This is a genomic window from Agreia sp. VKM Ac-1783 (genome assembly GCF_900177765.1).
Lineage (GTDB): Bacteria > Actinomycetota > Actinomycetes > Actinomycetales > Microbacteriaceae > Agreia.
The window spans coordinates 407861-425387 of record NZ_FXWI01000003.1; the positions used below are offsets into that span (position 1 = coordinate 407861).

The following is a 17527-nucleotide window of genomic DNA, read 5'->3' on the forward strand; positions in this document are numbered from 1 at the left end:
AGGTCAACCAGGTAACAAGATCGGACAAAGCAAGCGCGACTTCTTTGATTGTCGCTTCAGTAATCATGTGTGGAGCAGGACTGTTCCAACTCCTGTCGTTGCTCCTTTCCGTGTCTTGATAGCTCCAGACTTACTAGCCGAGGACGGAGTCTCTTGAAAAGGACGTCGAGATCTTGGTTCCTCGACATGAACATTCTTATGAGCGGCATGATCGGAGTCGCGATGATTCTCGTCGGGCTGACGAGCGGGGAAGAGTGGAGGGCGCTGTTCGGGGTGCCGTTTGTTGTTGTGTGTGCGATTCTCGTATATCGGCGCGTTACCAGGCCCTGACACGCTCCCCTTGCCGCCCGTTTCGCAATAGAGTCACAGAATGCTTCCTTCAGCGATGATCGTCGTCGGTGCGGCGTTCATCGTGATCGGCGCGGTGGTCTGGAGGTGTCGGAAGCAGCTCCTCGATTCGACGAGAGCCGGGTCGATCCCGTGAACTCAGGCACGGGGCGGTCTCGAACCAGCCCGCATGGGTCGGATGTGACTTCGAAGTTCGGCGTGATAAAGAATGCGGCGCTCACCGTGGCGTTGCTCGCGCTAGCTGTCGGTGGCTTCTTGCTGTCAGCGACCGCTAGCTCGCAAGGGGACGCGTTACCACGTCGAATCGGCCTGGCGATCAATGCCGCAATCGTCGTCTTTATCGCAGCCGAAGTCGTACGCAATACTGCGTTCCTCCGGGAGAGACGCTTGCGTAGGATGCGTCCCGGTTCGATCGTGCTGAGAAGCGTTGGCAATTCGCCTCTGACCAAGTCGTTGCGGCAGATTCGGCGGTTGAACGGGTCGAGAAATGTCATGGACTCGATGCCGATGTTCATGACGGCTGTGGCCTACGAGGCCGGGATTGAATTCTGGGGGCGTCAATTCACGCTCGAACTTCTGGAGTTCTTGCCCTGGAGTTCGATCGAGAAGGTAGAAGCTGGCGAGGTGCCTGAGACGATCGGTTCCGCTCGCGGCCTGACTCTGACCGTGAGGGTCGCGGGCGAACTGGTCGTCGTACCGTTCACTGTTCACTCGTTTGGGTTGAAGTCCGCGATTCCTGGCCTGGTGTACGTTTCGCAGAAGGAACTGAATCGCGATATCGAACAGTTCTACAGATGGGCCGAGGAGTCCGCTATCCCCTCGTCATAACGAGTATCTGCTTCACTGTCGGATGCTGCCGTTACGGTGAGGAGCAACGACGCAAGGGCCGCCGAGAAGAGAGACTGAGCATCCATGTTTCTGCTCGAGGGCACGGTCATCTACTCGGCGAGCGACCTCACCGCGGCCGCGTCGTGCGAGTGGGCGCTGATGCGCAAGCTCGACGCCAAGCTCGGGCGCATCGACGCGGTCGTCGAGGCCGAAGACGACATGCTGCGACGCACGGCAACGCTGGGCGACCTGCATGAACTCGCCACGCTCGAGCAGTTGCGCGCGGCGGGCGGGGTCGTCGAGATCGAACGGCCTCCCATCGATCAGGTGGCGGTGGCCGCAGCCCAGACTCTCGAGGCGCTGCGCTCCGGTGCCGCTGTCGTCTTTCAGGGGGCCTTCTTCGACGGGCGCTTCCTTGGATACTCCGACTTCCTTGTGCGAGACGATTCCGTCGGCGGGGCCCCGGCCTACTCGGTCTACGACACCAAGCTTGCCCGCAAGGCCAAGATCACCGCGCTGCTGCAGCTCGCCGCCTATGCCGATCAGCTGCAGCAGAACGGCATCCCCACCAGCGAGACGGTGCATCTCATCTTGGGAACAGGCAAGACGACCTCGCACCGGCTGCGCGACATCCTGCCTGTCTACCGTCGACGGCGCGCACGGCTGCAACAGCTCATCGACGACAGGGTGGCCGATCCGTCGCCCACCGAGTGGGGCGATCCGCGCTACACCGCGTGTGGGCGCTGCGCTGCCTGCTCCGAGCAGGTCGAAAGAACCCGCGACGTTCTGCAGGTGGCGGGCATGCGGCTCACGCAACGGGCGCGCCTGCGGGCCGCCGGCATCCAGAGCATCGACCAGCTCGCGGTGGCGGAGGGGCCCGTGCCCGGGCTCGCCCAGTCCACACTCGAATCGCTCGCCGGCCAGGCGCGCATGCAGATCGAGCCGCCCGCGCCCGGGCAAGCACTGAGCTGGCAGATCGCCGATCCCGCTCCGTTGGCAGCCATTCCCGCGCCCGACGCCGGTGACATCTTCTTCGACTTCGAGGGCGATCCGCTCTATCAAGAGGGGTCTTCCTGGGGGCTCGACTATCTCTTCGGCCTCGTCGAACCCGACGAGACGTTCGTGGCGTTCTGGGCGCACGACCTGGCCGAAGAGCGGCAGGCCCTCATCGACTTTCTCGAGTACGTAGCCGAGCGCCGGGCCCGACACCCGCTGATGCACATCTACCACTACGCCTCTTACGAGCGCACCCACCTGCTCACGCTCGCCGCCCGGCACGGTATCGGCGAAGAGGCCGTCGACGACCTGCTGCGCCAGAACGTGCTGGTCGACCTCTATCCGATCGTGCGGCAGGGCATGCGCATCGGCACGCACAGCTACTCGCTCAAGAAACTCGAACCCCTCTACATGGGAGATGCCGAGCGCGCAGGTGTCGCCAACGCGGCCGATTCCATCACCGAGTACGTGCGCTCGCGCGAGCTACTCGCGGCGGGCGACGTGGCCGGATCGGCTCGCGTGCAAGACGACATCGCCCGCTACAACACCTACGACTGCGTCAGCACGCTGCGGTTGCGTGACTGGCTGCTCGAGCGTTTCGCGTCCGTCTCGCGCGATTCCCTTCCGCCCGGCACGATTCCGGATGCCGGTGGCCGGCTCGACTTCGACCTCCCGGTGCGCGAGCCCGACCCGGTCTACCTCGAGTTGGCAGCGCTGTCGGCGGCCGTGCCGCTCGCAGAACGCACGGCCGACGACACGGCGCTGGCCCTCGCATCCGCTGCCATCGACTACCACCGGCGCGAGCAGAAATCGTTCTGGTGGCAGCACTTCTCGAGGCTCACCGCTCCCATCGACGAGTGGGCCGACACCCGCGACGTGCTCGTGGTGACTGAGGCAACCGTGCTGCGCGACTGGTTTCGTGAGGGCAGGCAGCGCAGCGACCGGCGTCGCCTCGCCCTTCGCGGAGTTCTCGCGCCGGGCAGCTCGATCAAGCCGGGGCAGAATCCGTTCATTCTCTATGGCGCCCCTTATCCACCGATTCTGCGCGGTCGTGAGCCCGGCGCTCGAACCGCGCACAGTCGAGTCACAGTGGTCGAGACGCTCGACGATGGCACGATCGTGGTCGACGAGGTGCTCGAGAAAGACGCGCCCCAATACGACGAGTTGCCGGTGGCCCTGGCGCCCGGCACACCGCCGCCGGCCGGAACCCAGGTCGAGGCGATCTCGGATTGGGGACGAGCGATCCTCGACGCGCATCCCGAGCCTCTCGCCGACCCGGCCTACGATGTGCTGCGTCGTCGGCCACCGCGCGCGACGCTGGCACCGGTGGTAACCGACGCGAACGGCGTGGGCGACGTGGCCTCGGCTCTCGTCGAATCGCTGCTCACCCTCGAGCACTCCTATCTCGCGGTGCAGGGTCCTCCGGGAACGGGCAAGACCTACACGGGGTCGCACGTCATCGCGCGGCTCGTGCACGAGTACGGCTGGAAAATCGGCGTCGTCGCCCAGTCGCACGCAGCGGTCGAGAACATGCTGCGCGCCGTCGTCGAAGCGGGCGTCGATCGCGCTCTCGTGGGCAAGAAGGCCTCGGCCTCAGGGCCCGCGGCCGGTTCGTCGGGCTCGAGCGCCGAGCCGGAGTTCACGGTGCTCTCACCCTCGGCCTTCGCCGGATTCACGGGGCGAGACGGCGGCTACGTCGTTGGCGGAACCGCGTGGGATTTCAGCAACGCCTCCCGCATCCCGAGGCAGTCGCTCGACCTGCTCGTCGTCGACGAGGCGGGCCAGTTCTCGCTCGCGTCGACCATCGCGTCAGCGGTGTCGGCGACGCGCCTGCTGCTTCTCGGCGACCCGCAGCAGCTTCCGCAGGTGAGCCAGGGCACCCATCCAGAACCCGTCGATGAGTCGGCGCTCGGCTGGCTGTCGGCGGGGCACGACGTGCTGCCGCCCGAGCTCGGCTACTTCCTCGCCACCTCTTGGCGCATGCATCCGGCGGTCTGCGCGCCCGTCTCCGACCTCTCGTACGAGGGGCGGCTGGTATCGCACGCATCGGATCGTCGACTCGACGGCGTCGAACCCGGGCTGCATCCGGTGCCGGTCGAGCACGCCGAGCGATCGACCTCGTCGCCCGAAGAGGCCGACGCCGTGGTCGACCTCGTCGCATCCGTTCTCGGCCGCACCTGGTGGTCGGGCGGAGCCGCGCGCCCGCTCGAGGAGCGCGACGTCATCGTGGTGGCGCCCTACAACGCGCAGGTCGAACTGCTCAGGCTGCGGCTCGCCGAGGCAGGGTACGGGTCGGTTCCGGTGGGAACCGTCGACAAGTTCCAGGGCCGTGAGGCAGCGGTCGCGATCGTGTCGCTCGCGGCATCCTCGGCGGATGACGTGCCTCGGGGCCTCGAGTTCTTGCTGATGGCGAACCGGCTCAACGTCGCGATCTCCCGGGCGCAGTGGGCGGCCTATCTGGTCTACTCGCCCGCGCTCACCGATGCCCTCCCGACAACCGAGCAGACGCTCGCCCAGCTGAGCGCGTTCATCCGTTTGGTCTCGGGGGACTGACGCATCCGCGCCGGTTGGGTTCATCCGCGCCCGGACGACCGGTAGCGGATGCGCCGAGAAGGCGCGGACGCATGGCGCGGATCCGTTGCGCCGCCAGCTAGTGCGGGTGCGAGGCCGGCTTCGGGTGACCGGGGATCGAGTCGCCGCTGAGGTTGAACTCCGACGGGTCGACCTCGATATCGCCGACGTCGTCTGGGCCTCCCGTGCCCGGAAGAACCAGGATCTCTGAGGCATCCAAATCGGCGTCGACGGCATCGCTGTCGGTGACAGCCTCATTCTCGAGAACCTCGTCGTCACGCTCGCTCGACGGACTATACGAGGTGTCTTTCTCGAGGTCTTCTTCTGACGAAAGGTGGTGGTGCCGCTTCTCGTGGGTCATGCGTTCCACGCTACGGTGGCGCATCGGCAACAACCACCCCTTGCCAGGGACATGCTGCACTGTGAGTCAGGCGAGCGGAATGCGGCTGTCGTTGAGTTCGGCCGCGTCGCCCTGCCACAGGTCGACCACGGCCTGGCCGAGCACATCCACGTCGGTAAAGCCGGCGTAGCTCTTATCGGGGTTGTCTCGCCGCATGTCGTCGTCGACGAGCGCCATGATCGAGAACCGCACGGCGGCGGCCCGTTGGGGTGTCGGAGACGTCTTGTCACTCGCCTGCGCGCGGCGGAAGCCGTCGGCCACCGAGCGCACCCAGCTCTCGGCGGCGGCCTTCGCGGCCGTGTAGCTGGCGCCTCCGGCCGTCGGACGTTCGACCGAGTTCGATGACACGATCGCCAACCGGCCCGCCTCGCTGGCCACAAGGGAGTCGAAGAAGGCGCGCGAGGTGTTGCGCAGCGTGGTGAAGCCGGACTCCATGGCGGCCCAGTCGTCGTCGCTCTGCGCCGTGATGCCCGCCGCGCCGCGCCATCCGCCGACGAGGTGGATGAGCCCATCGACGGCTCCGAACTCCTCTGTCACCGACGATGCGAGTTCGGCGACCGCGGTCAGCTTCGAGAGGTCGCAGACCCGCGTCGCGGCATCCGGAACCGAGCGCTCGAAGGCGCTGAGTCTCTCGACGTTCGACCCGACCGCGACGACTCGAGCCCCCGCGGCGGCGAGGGCCCGCGACGTGGCGACTCCGGAAGAGCTCGTGGCCCCGGCGACGACGACGACCCTGTTGCGAACGTCCATGTGGCACTCTCCTGTGATCGGCTGGTCTCGATACGACCGCTGCGCGGCCTACTCGACCAACGCTACTGCGCCGACGAACCCGTGATTCCCTCTGTCGACAGGATCACGTCGCCGATCTTCTTCGACAGCGCCTCGTAGAACATCGAGAGGGGGAACTCGTCGTCGAGGATCGCATCGGTCAGGGCGCGGGGCGGTCCGTCGAGAGGCAGGGCCTGCGGCCCGCGAGCCCAGACGGATGCCGGGTGCGGCGTTACCGTCTCGGTGACCAACTCGTAGGCGGCCAGCCAATGCGCCACCTTCGGGCGGTCGATCGAACGCCAGTAGAGATCGTCGATCTGCTTCCCGAGCGCGAGCACGCTGTCGGCGACCTCGGGCCAGTCGATGGTGAGCTTCGTGTCGGTCCAGTGCAGCACGTGGTGCTGGTGCAGCCACGCGAACAGCAGCTGGCCACCGAGCCCGTCGTAGTTGCGCACGCGCGAACCGGTGAGCGCGAAGCGGAAGATGCGGTCGAAAAGAACCGCGTACTGCACGAGCCGGGCGTGCTCGAGAAGGTGCGCATCGGCATCCGACAGCTCGTTCTCGCCCAGCGCCTCGAGCCGGCGCTGGATGCGCACCGACTCGCGGAACGCGGTGAGGTCGCAGCGCAGTTCTTCGAGCGAATACAGGAAGAACGGCATGCGCTGCTTGATCATGAACGGGTCGAAGGGCAGGTCGCCCCGCATATGCGTGCGGTCGTGGATGAGATCCCACATCACGAAGGTGCGTTCGGCGAGCGCCTGGTCGGTGAGCAGGCGTGCCGCGTCGTTTGGAAGCTCGAGCCTGGTGGTGTCTGCCGCGGCGCGCACGACCCTGCGGAATCGGGCCGCTTCCCGGTCGGCGAAGATGGCACCCCAGGTGAACGTCGGGATGCTGCGCGTTGCGACGGTCTCGGGGAACAGAACGGCCGAGTTGGTGTCGTAGCCGGGCGTGAAATCCACGAACCTGATGGGCACGAACAGGGCGTTCGAGTAGTCGCCCGCCTCGAGCTCGGCCACGAACTCGGGCCAGATGACCTCGATGAGCACGGCCTCGACCAGGCGAGAAGCCGAGCCGTTCTGGGTCGTCATCGGAAAGACGACGAGGTGGCGGATTCCGTTCTCGCGATGCGCCTCGGGGTGGAACAGCACGAGCGAGTCCAGAAAATCGGGAACGCCGAAGCCGTCGGCCACCCAGCGCGAGAAGTCGCCGCGCAGAGCCTCGTGGTACTCGGCATCGTGCGGGAACGCGGGCGAAAGCGCCGCGATGGATGCCGAGATCACGGCGACGAGCTCGGCCGCACGCGCGTGGTCTGCCGCGTCGGGCACCGATCCGTCTTTGACCTGAAGCGCCTGGAGCTCGGTGGCCGCGGCCTTGAGACCGATCCACGCGGCGGAGGACTCGGCCAGCGAGGCATCTTCGACAACCTCGGGTTCATCGCCGATCGCGGGAACGACGTACTGAGTGGTCGTTGTTGTGGGCATGGGGAACCTCCGATCCGAAAGGGGGTGCTGGCGAGCGCTCTGTGCGCCGTGCTTCGAGGCTACGGTCGATCGGGCAGCGGTTTCATGTCCCTCGCATCGATTTGCTGCAGCAGCACCCGCCCAGCGAGCACGAATCCTGCATCACGCGCAGGTCTCTCGGTTCTGTCGGTCGGATGCGTGCGCCCTTTATGATGAACGGCATGAGCCAGATGCCGCCCAACCAGCCCCCCGTACCTCCGTCTTCTGGTGATGGAGCGTCTGTTCCTTCCAACGGCGGGTATTCGAGCCCGACTCCGTATGGCGGATACCAGGGTGGCGGCTACTCGCCCGTTCAGGAGCCCCGCTACAACGTGCTGGCGATCGTCTCGTTCGTCTCGGCCTTCTTCGTCTCGCTGGTCGCCGTCATCACCGGCCACATGGCGCTGGGCCAGATCAAGCGCACGGGCGAGAAGGGGCGCGGCCTTGCGCTGGCGGGTCTGATCATCGGCTACGTCGGCATCGTCAGCGGCATCATCGGGGCTATCGCGCTCGTCGTGATGGCCGTTCTCGGCGTCGGACTGTTCGCGACCCTCGCCAGTAACTACGACCCCGACGACTACAGCTACACCTCAGATCCCTACGACACCGACGCGCCCAGCCTGACGGGAGACGACCTGACGTTCGAGGGCGGCAACGATCTCACGGCGGGCACCGTCGCTCAGTTCTCCGACCCGTTCATCATCGACTCGGACTGGACCGTCGTGAGCCCCGACGATGGCCAGGGCAACTGGTCGTACCTCGACCCGTCCGGGCTCTGCACCGTCTCGTTCCACCAGGGAAGCATGGGCGGTGAGGTCGCAGTCACGACGGGCGACGACCGTGCCACGACACAGGACTTCCTGGCCGTTGTGCTGAAGACGGATGCCTCGACCATCGCCGGCAAGGCGAGCGACAGCACCATCTCGTACAACTTCGAAGACCTGGGCACCGTGGACACCCTGCTGATGCAGGGCACAGACGACGACGGCTCGAACTGGAAGCTCGCAGGACGAGCATTCGGCGAGCTCGACAGCGGACTCTACGTCGACGTCACCTGTAAGGCCGGCGGAGATCTGGATTCCGTCTATGACACCGTCACGACGAAGGCTGCAATCACGGTCTACTGATCCGCTCGGGGCTGCGGTCGTCGTGCTCAGACCGCACAATCCGCTGCTCTCGTCGGCGACGAATACCGATCATGAGCCTCCTGCAGCAGAACCCCGCCGATGCGACGTTCGGTCGGGGAGCAGACGAGCCCTACGCCCGCGCCATCCGTCACGAGGCGTGCGGCGGACTCGCTCTGCGCGAGGTCGGCCAGGTCTCCGCTGCTGCCGGGCCGACACTCGATCTCGACTTCGGCAAGTGGGCTGACGACGCCGATGAGGTCGACCGTTCGCTTCTGAGGCACGCCCGGGGGCCGCTCCTCGACATCGGATGCGGGCCCGGGCGCATGGTGCGGGCCGCGGGTCGGCTCGGGCTGGTCGCCCTCGGCCTGGATGTCTCGCCGGAGGTCGTGGAGCTGGCTCGCCGCGGCGGGGCTGCAGTGGCTCTCGGGACGGTCTTCGACCGTGTTCCGGCAGAAGGGCTGTGGGGCACAGCACTTCTCGTCGACGGAAACGTCGGCATCGGGGGAGACGTCGTGGCGCTCCTCGCGCGCTGCCGTGAGATCCTCGCCTCGTCGGGCGTGCTGGTGGTCGAGGCGCACCGCGACGACGACCGCGATCACTCGTACAGCGCAACTCTCGTCGACGCCGACGGGGCGCAGAGCGACGTGTTTCCCTGGGCAGAAGTGGGAGTTACCCGCCTGACCGAACTCGCCCGCGCATGCGGCTACACGGTCGAGAGGGTGTTCACGGCGAGCGGTCGCCGCTTCTGCCGACTGGCGGTCGCCTGATCCGACGTGGGGATCAGCCGATAGCTAGCCGGCGGGCCCGAGCAGCACCGCAAGCATCGCGGCCGCGCCTCCCACGATGAACAGCATCGTTCCGAGCTGCATGGTGCGGGTCTTGTTGCGGTCCGCCGTGGGAACGTCCACCTCCAGGATCGGGCAGCCCGACCACCCGATGAGACCGATGCTCACGGCGACGAGTCCCGCGCCGATCCACCACAGAAGAGCCAGGCCCTTGGTCAAAAGCACCGGTCGCCACCCGCTCGAAAGCAGCAGGCCAAGGGTGACCGAGGATGCTCCGACGGCAGCGACGAACCAGATGGTTCCCGTCCACATGATGCGCTGGACGTTCTTCTCGGGGGACATCAGATCGTGGGTCACGTTGATATCTTTCACCCGCGCGCCGCGCAAAACAAATTGATTTGTAGCAACTATCGCCCTGAGCGGTCAGAGCGAGCTACAGAAAGCGCACCCGTCGGAGTAGCCGTGTGACTCCCGGCAACACCCAGTAGGCCATGATCGGGGTCAGAACCACCGTCGTCACGAGCACCTTGAGCGCCGTGGCGAGGTCGTTCCAGCCGGGAAGAAGTGTCGTCACGAGCAGCGTGAACGCCAGATTCACCGGAAAGAAACCGAGCCAGATGCTCGTCGCCTGTTTCCATCTCGGGGGCGCCACGGGCGCGCCGGCCGAGCCCTCGACATCCGACGCATTGGGCGCCTGAGGTTCGTCGAACCAGCCCTCGATGCCCGTGCGCTTCTCGACCCGCGACTCGCGTACCAGCTCTCGACCGCCCTCGAGCCAGTGTCTGCGATCCTCCGACGACTCCCACTGCTCGAGCAGCGAGGCGTCGGCGAACCTGTAGAGCATGTGCCAGTGCACCGAGTCGGCGCCCTGCCTCACCCAGCCCGAGCCGAGAAAGCCCGGATACCGGTTGGCGAGGTTCACCCCCGCCTGCACCCAGCGGGTGACATCGGGGATCCTGTCTGGATCGACGGCGCGGGTGATGGACACGGTGATGGGAACGGCGGACGATGCTTGTGGCTGCCCGAGCGCGTTCTCCGACTCTTCTGGAGACATATCTTCCAGTATCCGCCGCCGATGTTACGCGCGCATTAAGCGCGCCGGGCGCTACTTCTCGTCGTCGTCTTCGTCGGTCTCGTCGTACTCCTCGAGAATCTCAAGGGCCTCTTCGTCGAGATCGTCGGGCTGATGGCCCGCCGCGTGACGCACGGCATGACGGCCGAGAATGAGCAGCTCACGCGTCTCCATGGCATCCGCCAGCTCGTCGCGGTCGAGGTCTTCGGCGTCGTTGATGACCTTCGTGACCATCTCGATGCCCATGTCGAACCAGCGCTCGGCGTTGTGCGCGTCGCCGGCCGCGTCGTAGCTGTCGCCCAAGAACGAGTAGACCATCGGGTCTTCGGGCTTCTCGGCGCGCAGCGCTTTGGCGAGCTCGTTGGCCTCGGCCTCCTGCCCGGTGCGCAGCAGACCCTCGATCAGGTAGACGCGCTTGTCGGGGGCCGCGTCGCCCGGGGCATCCTGAGCCTCGCGCGCTGCCTCATAGGCGCGCAACGGCAGAAGGGCGTCGTAGAAACTCTCGGATGCCGCGATGAAGAGAGCGGCGGGTGTCACGTCGTCGTCGTAGAAGGTCTCGGGGTCGCGGGCTGCGGCGAGGAACTCCTCGGCGACGGCGAGCGCCTTCTCGGGGTCGTCGGCTTTGAAGCTGGACTCATCGATGTAGTCCCAGGTCACGGTCGTAGGCATGTAAGCAACCTTAACGGCCCAGGCCCGACGGCTACCATGGGACGCGATATGGATATGACCCCGCCGCCCTCCCGACGGTCCCTCCGGCGAAGCCAGGCGGCGAGCGACCCCGCATCGGGCGACGCACGCGCCGTCGCCGGGGCCGCTCCCGCACCCACCCACTTTCTGCCTCACCTGCAGGGGCTTCGAGCGATCGCGGTGCTGCTCGTGGTCGTCTACCACTTCTGGCCCGGGCGGTTGCAGGGTGGCTACATCGGCGTCGACGTCTTCTTCGTGATCTCGGGCTTTCTCATCACGGGCCAGCTGGCCCGCGAGCTCGAGAGATCGGGCCGCATCGGCCTGCCTGGCTTCTACGCGAAGCGCGTGCGACGGCTCCTGCCCGCCGCGGTGACCGTTCTCATCTTCTCGGCGCTCGCGACACTGTTCATCCTGCCGCTGTCGAGCCTCGGCGAGAACCTGCGCGAGATTCTCGCGTCGACGTTCTACGTCGAGAATTGGGCGCTTGCGGCCAACTCCGTCGACTACCTCGCCGCCGCCAACGAGGCGACGCTCGTTCAGCACTACTGGTCGCTCTCGCTCGAGGAGCAGTTCTACCTGATCTGGCCGCTGCTGCTGCTCGGGGCCTCGTGGTTGGGCGTGAAGTACTGGAGCGGCAAGCGCTGGAACGCTCTGCTCGCGCTCGTCGTGACCGTCAGCATCCTGTCTCTGGCGTTCTCGATCATCTATACGCAGACGAACGCTGCGCAGGCCTACTTCGTGACTTTCACCCGTATGTGGGAGTTCGGCGCGGGCGCGATTCTCGCGCTGCTGCCGCGCTTGCGTCCCACGAAGGCCTGGCTGTCGAATCTGCTGGGCTACGGCGGCATCGCGGTCGTGCTCGGCTGCGGCTACTTCTACGACAAGGCCACACCGTTCCCCGGCTACGCGGCCGTGCTGCCCGTGCTCGGAACGATGGCGATCATCCTCGCGTCGCACCGTGCGCGATGGTTCGACGCGGGCAGTGTGCTGAGCTTCCGGCCCGTGAGCTTCATCGGAGACATCTCCTACTCGCTCTACCTGTGGCACTGGCCGCTCATCATCATCGCGCCGTTCGTTCCGGGCTGGGGGCTCTCGACGATCAACCGTCTGGTGCTGTTCGTCCTCTGCTTCGTGATCGCGTGGCTCACCAAGAAGTTCATCGAAGACCCGACCCGAGCGTGGCGGCCACTCGTCACGCGCAAGCCCCGGGCTACCTTCGCGGTCATGCTGGCCGGCATGGCCGTGGTCAGTCTCGTCGTCGGCGTCACCAGTGTCGTGCAACAGCCCAAGTACGACGCGGCGGCCGCCGAGCTGCGCAGCACGCTCGAGACGCTGCCCGACTGCTTCGGCGCGGCATCCGGCGGCACCGACGGGCTCGCACCCATCGATGCCTGCTCGAACCCCGACTTGGCCGGCCAGATCATCCCGAGCCCCGGCTTCGGCAACGCCGACCGCCCGCAGCACCCCGACTGCCTGGTCACCCTCAACGACTCCACGCTCACCAGCTGCGAGTTCGGCGACACGACGTCGGATGCCGCGCCCCGGGTCGCGATCATCGGCGACAGTCACGCGTACTCGCTGCTCGACCCGCTGATCCAGCTCGCCGAGACCAAGGGGTGGCACCTCACCACCTATCTCAAGGGCGCGTGCCCATGGAGCACGACCCCGATCGCGGGCGGCGACGCCTTCTCCGCGTCGTGCGCCGATTGGCGGGCCAACCTCAACAGCGAACTCGCGTCGGTGCAGCCATACGATGTGATCTTCACGGCCGCTCTCGCCGATCACACGCTGGATGCCGATGGCTCGGCCGCCGCCGCCGAGACCGCGGGATTCGTGGAGGCCTGGACCCCGCAGCTCGCTCAGGGTGCTCCGGTCGTCACCCTCGTGGACAACCCGTCGTGGGAGACGGATCCGAACAAGTGTCTGCGCATCTCCGATGCGGCCAGTTGTACGGAGCCGCGAAAAGACGGGCTCGGTGAGGTCGATCCCCTCGCATCGGCGGCCCGGCAGCTGAAGGACGGCGGCTCCGATGTGACGCTGCTCGACTTCTCCGACATGTACTGCGACGACGAGGACTGCTTCCCTGTCATCGGCGGAGCGAACGTGTACCGCGACCAGGATCACCTGACGCGTACCTTCGCCTTCACCCTCGCCCCCTTCATCGAGAGCGCCATCGACGCCGCTCTCGCTCGATCGACCACCCGCTGAGGCAGAGATGACCGGGGTTCTCACCGGGTTCGGGATCATCGGCTTCGTCATCGCGGTCGGATACGTGGTGGGTCGCACGAACATCTTGCAGGTCGACGCGCAGAAGCCGCTGAACCGCATCGCCTTCTTCGTGACCAGCCCCGCGCTGCTCTTCACGGTGCTCGCTCGGGCTGACGTGAGCGTCATCTTCTCGTCGTTCCTCGTGGTGACGGTCATCACCGTGGCCACGTCGATCACTCTCTACGTCGTCGCGTCCCGCCTCTTCTTTCGGCGGGCCGCGGCCGAGACCACCATCGGGGCGGTGGCGTCGTCTTACTCGAACGCCAACAACATCGGCCTGCCCGTAGCCATCTATGTACTGGGAGATCCCCAATTCATCGCTCCGTTGCTGATGCTGCAGCTGATCGTGATGGCGCCCGTCACGCTCACCGTTCTCGACACGGTGACGCGAGGCAAGGCATCCATCGGCTCTTTTCTCACCCAGCCCGTGCGCAACCCCATGATCATCGCGTCGCTGATCGGCCTGCTGCTGAGCGTCTTCGGGGTCACCCTGCCCGATGCCGTGATGGCGCCGTTCGATCTGATCGGCGGAGCAACGATTCCGCTGGTGCTGATGACGTTCGGCATGTCGCTGGCGGGGCAGCGGCCGTTGGCTCCGGGAACCGGGCGTCGCGACATCCTGACCGCCGCTCTGCTCAAGAGCGTGGTCATGCCGATCGTCGCGTACCTGCTCGGTCGCTTCGTGTTCGACCTCGACGCGACGCACCTGTTCGGCGTGGTGGTGCTCGCCGCCCTGCCGACGGCGCAGAACGTGTTCAACTTCGCGTCGCGCTACGAGCGGGGTGTCGTGATCGCGCGCGACACCGTGCTGATCACCACGATCGCTTCGGTGCCCGTTCTGGTTGTCGCGGCCGCGCTCCTGGCGCCGTAGACGCGCTCACCAGAACATCGGTCGGTCGTCGTCTTCCTCTGTCTCGACGTCGAGATCGACCCAGACCGGAACGTGGTCGCTCGGGGCATCGCCCTTGCGCTCGTTTCGGTCGATGCCGGCGTTGGTCACCTTGTCGGAGAACGGCTGCGAACCCAGGATGAAGTCGATGCGCATGCCCTCGTTGCGGGGAAAGCGCAGCTGCTTGTAGTCCCAGTACGTGTAGCCGGTGGGGAGGCGCGGACGCACCACGTCGCTGAGCCCGGCATCCATGAAGTCGTTGAAGGCGGCCCGCTCGGGGGCCGACACGTGGGTCGAGCCCTCGAACGCCTGAATGTCCCAGACGTCGGTGTCGAGGGGGGCCACGTTCCAGTCGCCCATGAGTGCGAGCGGCTGCTGAGGGTTCGCTGCGATCCAGGCTCTAGTGTCGGCGGAGAGCGCCGCAAGCCACCGCAGTTTGTAGTCGTAGTGCGCATGCCCGAGTTCGCGGCCGTTGGGCACGTAGAGACTCCACAGGCGAACGTCGTTCACCGTCACTCCCAGGGCGCGTGCCTCGAGGGGGAGTGTGCCGTCGGCGGCAGCGACTCCGAAGCCGGGCATGTTCTCGAAGTCCTTTGTGACCTCGGACATCGGCAGCCTCGACGCGAAGGCGACGCCGTTCCACTGGCTGAGCCCGTGCAACTCGACCTCGTAGCCGGCCGCGGTGAACTGCTCGAACGGAAACTGGTTCTCTTTGCACTTGATCTCCTGAATGGCGAGAACGTCGACGTCCTCCCGCACGAGCCAGTCGGCGACCCGGTCGACCCGGGCTCTGATGGAGTTCACGTTCCAGGTCGCAATGCGCATGCGCCCCAGTTTATTGGCTCCTCTAAACTGAACCCGTGACGAACGCGCGCCAGCAACTCATCGATTACATCTCCGCCGAAGCCGTGTTCCACGGCGACTTCACGCTCACGAGCGGAAAGAAGGCGAGCTACTACGTCGACCTGCGCAAGGTGAGCCTCGATCACCGTGTCGCGCCTCTCATCGGCCAGGTCATGATCGATGTCATCAAGGACATTCCCGACGTGTTCGCAGTAGGCGGCCTCACCATGGGAGCCGACCCCGTCGCATCCGCGATTCTGCACCAGGGCGCGGCCCAGGGGCTCGCATACGACGCTTTCGTCGTGCGCAAAGAACCGAAGGACCACGGTCGAGGCAAGCAGGTCGAGGGCCCGGAGCTCGAGGGCAAGCGCGTGATCGTTCTCGAAGACACGTCGACAACGGGCGGCTCGCCGCTCAAAGCGATCGAAGCCCTTGAGAAGGTCGGCGCCATCGTCGTGGGCGTCGCCGTGGTCGTCGACCGCAACACCGACGCGCGCGAGCGCATCGAGAAGGCCGGCTACCCCTATTACTACGCGATCGGCCTGGCAGACCTCGGTCTCGAGTAGACCGTGATCGTGGGCAGACGATGACAGAGCCGGTGGATGCCGCGCGCGGCTCGGGCGTTCGGCCCGCGACGCCGAGATGGCTGGTCGTCGTCGTCGTCGTGCTCGCCGCCGTGTTCGTGCTCGTTCTCTTCTTCGTGATCGGCCGCAACCTGCCCTGGTTCGACGGAGCACGACCGGCGGCACAGACCTCCGCCCCGACCGCCTCGACGTCAGCGACCCCAGACACCGTCGCCACGGCGACTGCCACCCCTACTCCCGAGCCCGCCGCTGCTCCGACAGGCCCCGCCGCCGCAGGAGTTCATCCGTGGAACGAGCTGCGCGGGGGCGAGTGCCTCGACCCGTTCGGCACGCCGTGGGACGAGACGTTCACCGTCGTCGACTGCGCGGCCCCGCACGCGACCCAGCTCATTTCGCGGGTCTCGCTCAACGCCGATCCCGCTGCGGGCTACCCCGGCGAGGCCGCGATCACGGCCCAACTGAATCTCGCCTGCACCGCACCCACCGTGCTCGATTTCACCGTCGCATCGGCCTACCCCGATGTGCAGTGGCAGGCAAGCTATCCGGTGTCAGAGGCGCAGTGGGCAGCCGGTCAGCGCGAATACTCATGCTTCATCAGTCGCTCGTCGGGCGAGAAGCTCACAGGTTCTGTGCAGGCTCCACCGGCCGGTTAACGCTGCTTTCTCCGAAGAGGTCGCAGAGAACGTCGAGCGGCTCTCAAATGGAAATCTTCACCCCGCCTCTTGTAAATAGCTGGCTGATCAGGTGTTTTGAACGCACGACCGAATTGGTACGAGCTGTAACCTTTTCGAGGGTGACTGGTTTTAATCGATAAGGGCTTGGCTTATCTGGGAAAGTGCCTATAGCCTCAATGAGACGCAGCATTTTCGCAGCATCACCACTTTCGTCGGAAGAGACGCCGACGATGATCCCCCTGCTCGCTTATTTCAGGAGAACCATGTCCCGCTCAATCCTTTCCCGCCTCGGCGCGGGCGTCGTCGCAACGGCTCTCGTTGCCGGTGGCTCACTCCTCGTCGCCGGCCCGGCGTTCGCGGCAAACGATGTCGTCAACCCCAACTCCGTCGTCGAGAACACGTGGGGCGCCGATGGCTCCGTCACGGTTTCCGGCCAGGGCACTGCTGGTGACGAGCTGACGGTCGACATCGTCGACAGCGGCAACATCGGCACCGTCACGAAGAGCTACCTCTCCGCATCTGCCGTCACCGAGACCACCGTGCAGGCCGATGGCACCTACACCATCACCTTCTCGCTCGGCGATGCAACCACGTCTGACTTCTCGGCCTTCCCGCTGCTCGGTGAGACCCCGTTCGCTGCGATCGTCGACAACACGACCCAGGCCGCCCCGATCTTCCTTCCGATCGAGGTCACCGCGTTCGCTGTCGACCCCAACCCGACCACGACGATCGTTCCCACGTGCCTCACCGGTGCGCAGGCTCAGACCGACGGCATCGAGTTCGCGTCCACGGGCTTCGCTCAGTACGAAGACAACGTGACCTACTCGGTCAAGGACGCTGGCGGCACCGTCGTCGGAAACTCCACCGTTGCTGTTGACGGCACCGGCACCGCCCGCGACGCCATCCGCGTCTTCACCACCGTCAACGGCGTCGAGACCGGCCCGATTGCCGATGGCGTCTACTCGATCACCGTGACCAACGGCACCGTCGGATCGTTCGCATTCGTCACCGTCGGCAACTGCGACGCTCCCGTTGCTCCTGCCGCCCCCGCCGCGGTTCCCGCCGCTCCGCAGCTGGCCAACACCGGTTCCTCTGACGCGGGCATCCTCGTCGGTGGCTCCGCTCTGCTGCTGCTCGTCGGTGCTGCCCTCGTGGTCGCCCGTCGTCGCCAGAACGCCGCTGCGTAAC

16 protein-coding genes are annotated in these 17527 nt (G+C 66.1%); 9 read left to right on the forward strand and 7 right to left on the reverse strand.

Annotated elements, in window-relative coordinates; all coding sequences use genetic code 11:
- The first annotated feature begins 528 nt into the window (after window positions 1-528).
- On the forward strand, window positions 529-1176 hold the full coding sequence (locus tag CCK87_RS11605) for a hypothetical protein (RefSeq protein WP_086461585.1): 648 nt from the start codon (window positions 529-531) through the stop codon (window positions 1174-1176).
- 84 nt (window positions 1177-1260) lie between these two features.
- Complete coding sequence (locus tag CCK87_RS11610) at window positions 1261-4725, forward strand: bifunctional RecB family nuclease/DEAD/DEAH box helicase (RefSeq protein ID WP_086461586.1); 3465 nt, start codon at window positions 1261-1263, stop codon at window positions 4723-4725.
- A 97-nt stretch (window positions 4726-4822) separates the two neighbouring features.
- Here CCK87_RS11610 and CCK87_RS11615 read toward each other — a convergent pair whose 3' ends face one another.
- The 3 genes from CCK87_RS11615 to CCK87_RS11625 all read right to left on the reverse strand — a co-directional run bounded on the left by CCK87_RS11615 (window position 4823) and on the right by CCK87_RS11625 (window position 7392).
- Complete coding sequence (locus tag CCK87_RS11615; protein WP_086461587.1) at window positions 4823-5104, reverse strand: hypothetical protein; 282 nt, start codon at window positions 5102-5104, stop codon at window positions 4823-4825.
- A gap of 66 nt (window positions 5105-5170) precedes the next feature.
- Entirely contained in the window at window positions 5171-5893 is a 723-nt protein-coding gene (locus tag CCK87_RS11620) for an SDR family oxidoreductase (protein WP_086461588.1), read from the reverse strand.
- Between the two features lie 62 nt (window positions 5894-5955).
- Window positions 5956-7392, reverse strand: coding sequence for a DUF6421 family protein (locus CCK87_RS11625; RefSeq protein ID WP_140162829.1), 1437 nt, complete (start codon window positions 7390-7392; stop codon window positions 5956-5958).
- Window positions 7393-7592: 200 nt separating this feature from the next.
- On the opposite strand from CCK87_RS11625, the gene CCK87_RS11630 reads away from it, so the two are divergent.
- Window positions 7593-8537, forward strand: a complete 945-nt coding sequence (locus CCK87_RS11630; RefSeq protein WP_170927257.1) for a DUF4190 domain-containing protein — start codon at window positions 7593-7595, stop codon at window positions 8535-8537.
- A gap of 71 nt (window positions 8538-8608) precedes the next feature.
- Window positions 8609-9304, forward strand: a complete 696-nt coding sequence (locus tag CCK87_RS11635; RefSeq protein ID WP_086461590.1) for a methyltransferase domain-containing protein — start codon at window positions 8609-8611, stop codon at window positions 9302-9304.
- Between the two features lie 24 nt (window positions 9305-9328).
- Here the strand turns inward: CCK87_RS11635 and CCK87_RS11640 are convergent, their stop codons facing one another.
- The 3 genes from CCK87_RS11640 to CCK87_RS18285 form a co-directional block, all read right to left on the reverse strand.
- Window positions 9329-9679, reverse strand: a complete 351-nt coding sequence (locus CCK87_RS11640; RefSeq protein ID WP_140162831.1) for a hypothetical protein — start codon at window positions 9677-9679, stop codon at window positions 9329-9331.
- 76 nt (window positions 9680-9755) lie between these two features.
- Window positions 9756-10376: an antibiotic biosynthesis monooxygenase gene (locus tag CCK87_RS11645; protein ID WP_086461592.1), complete on the reverse strand. Its 621-nt coding sequence runs from the start codon at window positions 10374-10376 to the stop codon at window positions 9756-9758.
- A gap of 51 nt (window positions 10377-10427) precedes the next feature.
- Window positions 10428-11063: a hypothetical protein gene (locus CCK87_RS18285; RefSeq protein ID WP_170927258.1), complete on the reverse strand. Its 636-nt coding sequence runs from the start codon at window positions 11061-11063 to the stop codon at window positions 10428-10430.
- A gap of 48 nt (window positions 11064-11111) precedes the next feature.
- On the opposite strand from CCK87_RS18285, the gene CCK87_RS11650 reads away from it, so the two are divergent.
- Both CCK87_RS11650 and CCK87_RS11655 read left to right on the forward strand, forming a co-directional pair.
- Window positions 11112-13289, forward strand: coding sequence for an acyltransferase family protein (locus CCK87_RS11650; protein ID WP_170927259.1), 2178 nt, complete (start codon window positions 11112-11114; stop codon window positions 13287-13289).
- A gap of 7 nt (window positions 13290-13296) precedes the next feature.
- Entirely contained in the window at window positions 13297-14220 is a 924-nt protein-coding gene (locus CCK87_RS11655; RefSeq protein WP_086461594.1) for an AEC family transporter, read from the forward strand.
- A gap of 6 nt (window positions 14221-14226) precedes the next feature.
- On the opposite strand, the gene CCK87_RS11660 is transcribed toward CCK87_RS11655, so the two are convergent.
- Window positions 14227-15063, reverse strand: a complete 837-nt coding sequence (locus CCK87_RS11660; RefSeq protein WP_086461595.1) for an exodeoxyribonuclease III — start codon at window positions 15061-15063, stop codon at window positions 14227-14229.
- A 35-nt stretch (window positions 15064-15098) separates the two neighbouring features.
- On the opposite strand from CCK87_RS11660, the gene pyrE reads away from it, so the two are divergent.
- The 3 genes from pyrE (at window position 15099) to CCK87_RS11675 (ending at window position 17526) form a co-directional block, all read left to right on the forward strand.
- A complete protein-coding gene (gene pyrE, locus CCK87_RS11665) occupies window positions 15099-15647 on the forward strand; it encodes an orotate phosphoribosyltransferase (protein WP_044439696.1) in 549 nt (182 codons plus the stop codon).
- Window positions 15648-15667: 20 nt separating this feature from the next.
- Window positions 15668-16318 carry a septum formation family protein gene (locus CCK87_RS11670; RefSeq protein ID WP_086461596.1) on the forward strand — a complete coding sequence of 217 codons (651 nt, stop codon included), beginning with the start codon at window positions 15668-15670 and terminating at the stop codon, window positions 16316-16318.
- A 284-nt stretch (window positions 16319-16602) separates the two neighbouring features.
- The gene (locus CCK87_RS11675) at window positions 16603-17526 is read left to right on the forward strand and encodes an LPXTG cell wall anchor domain-containing protein (protein WP_170927260.1); all 924 of its coding nucleotides are present in this window, start codon (window positions 16603-16605) and stop codon (window positions 17524-17526) included.
- Window position 17527 lies beyond the last annotated feature (1 nt).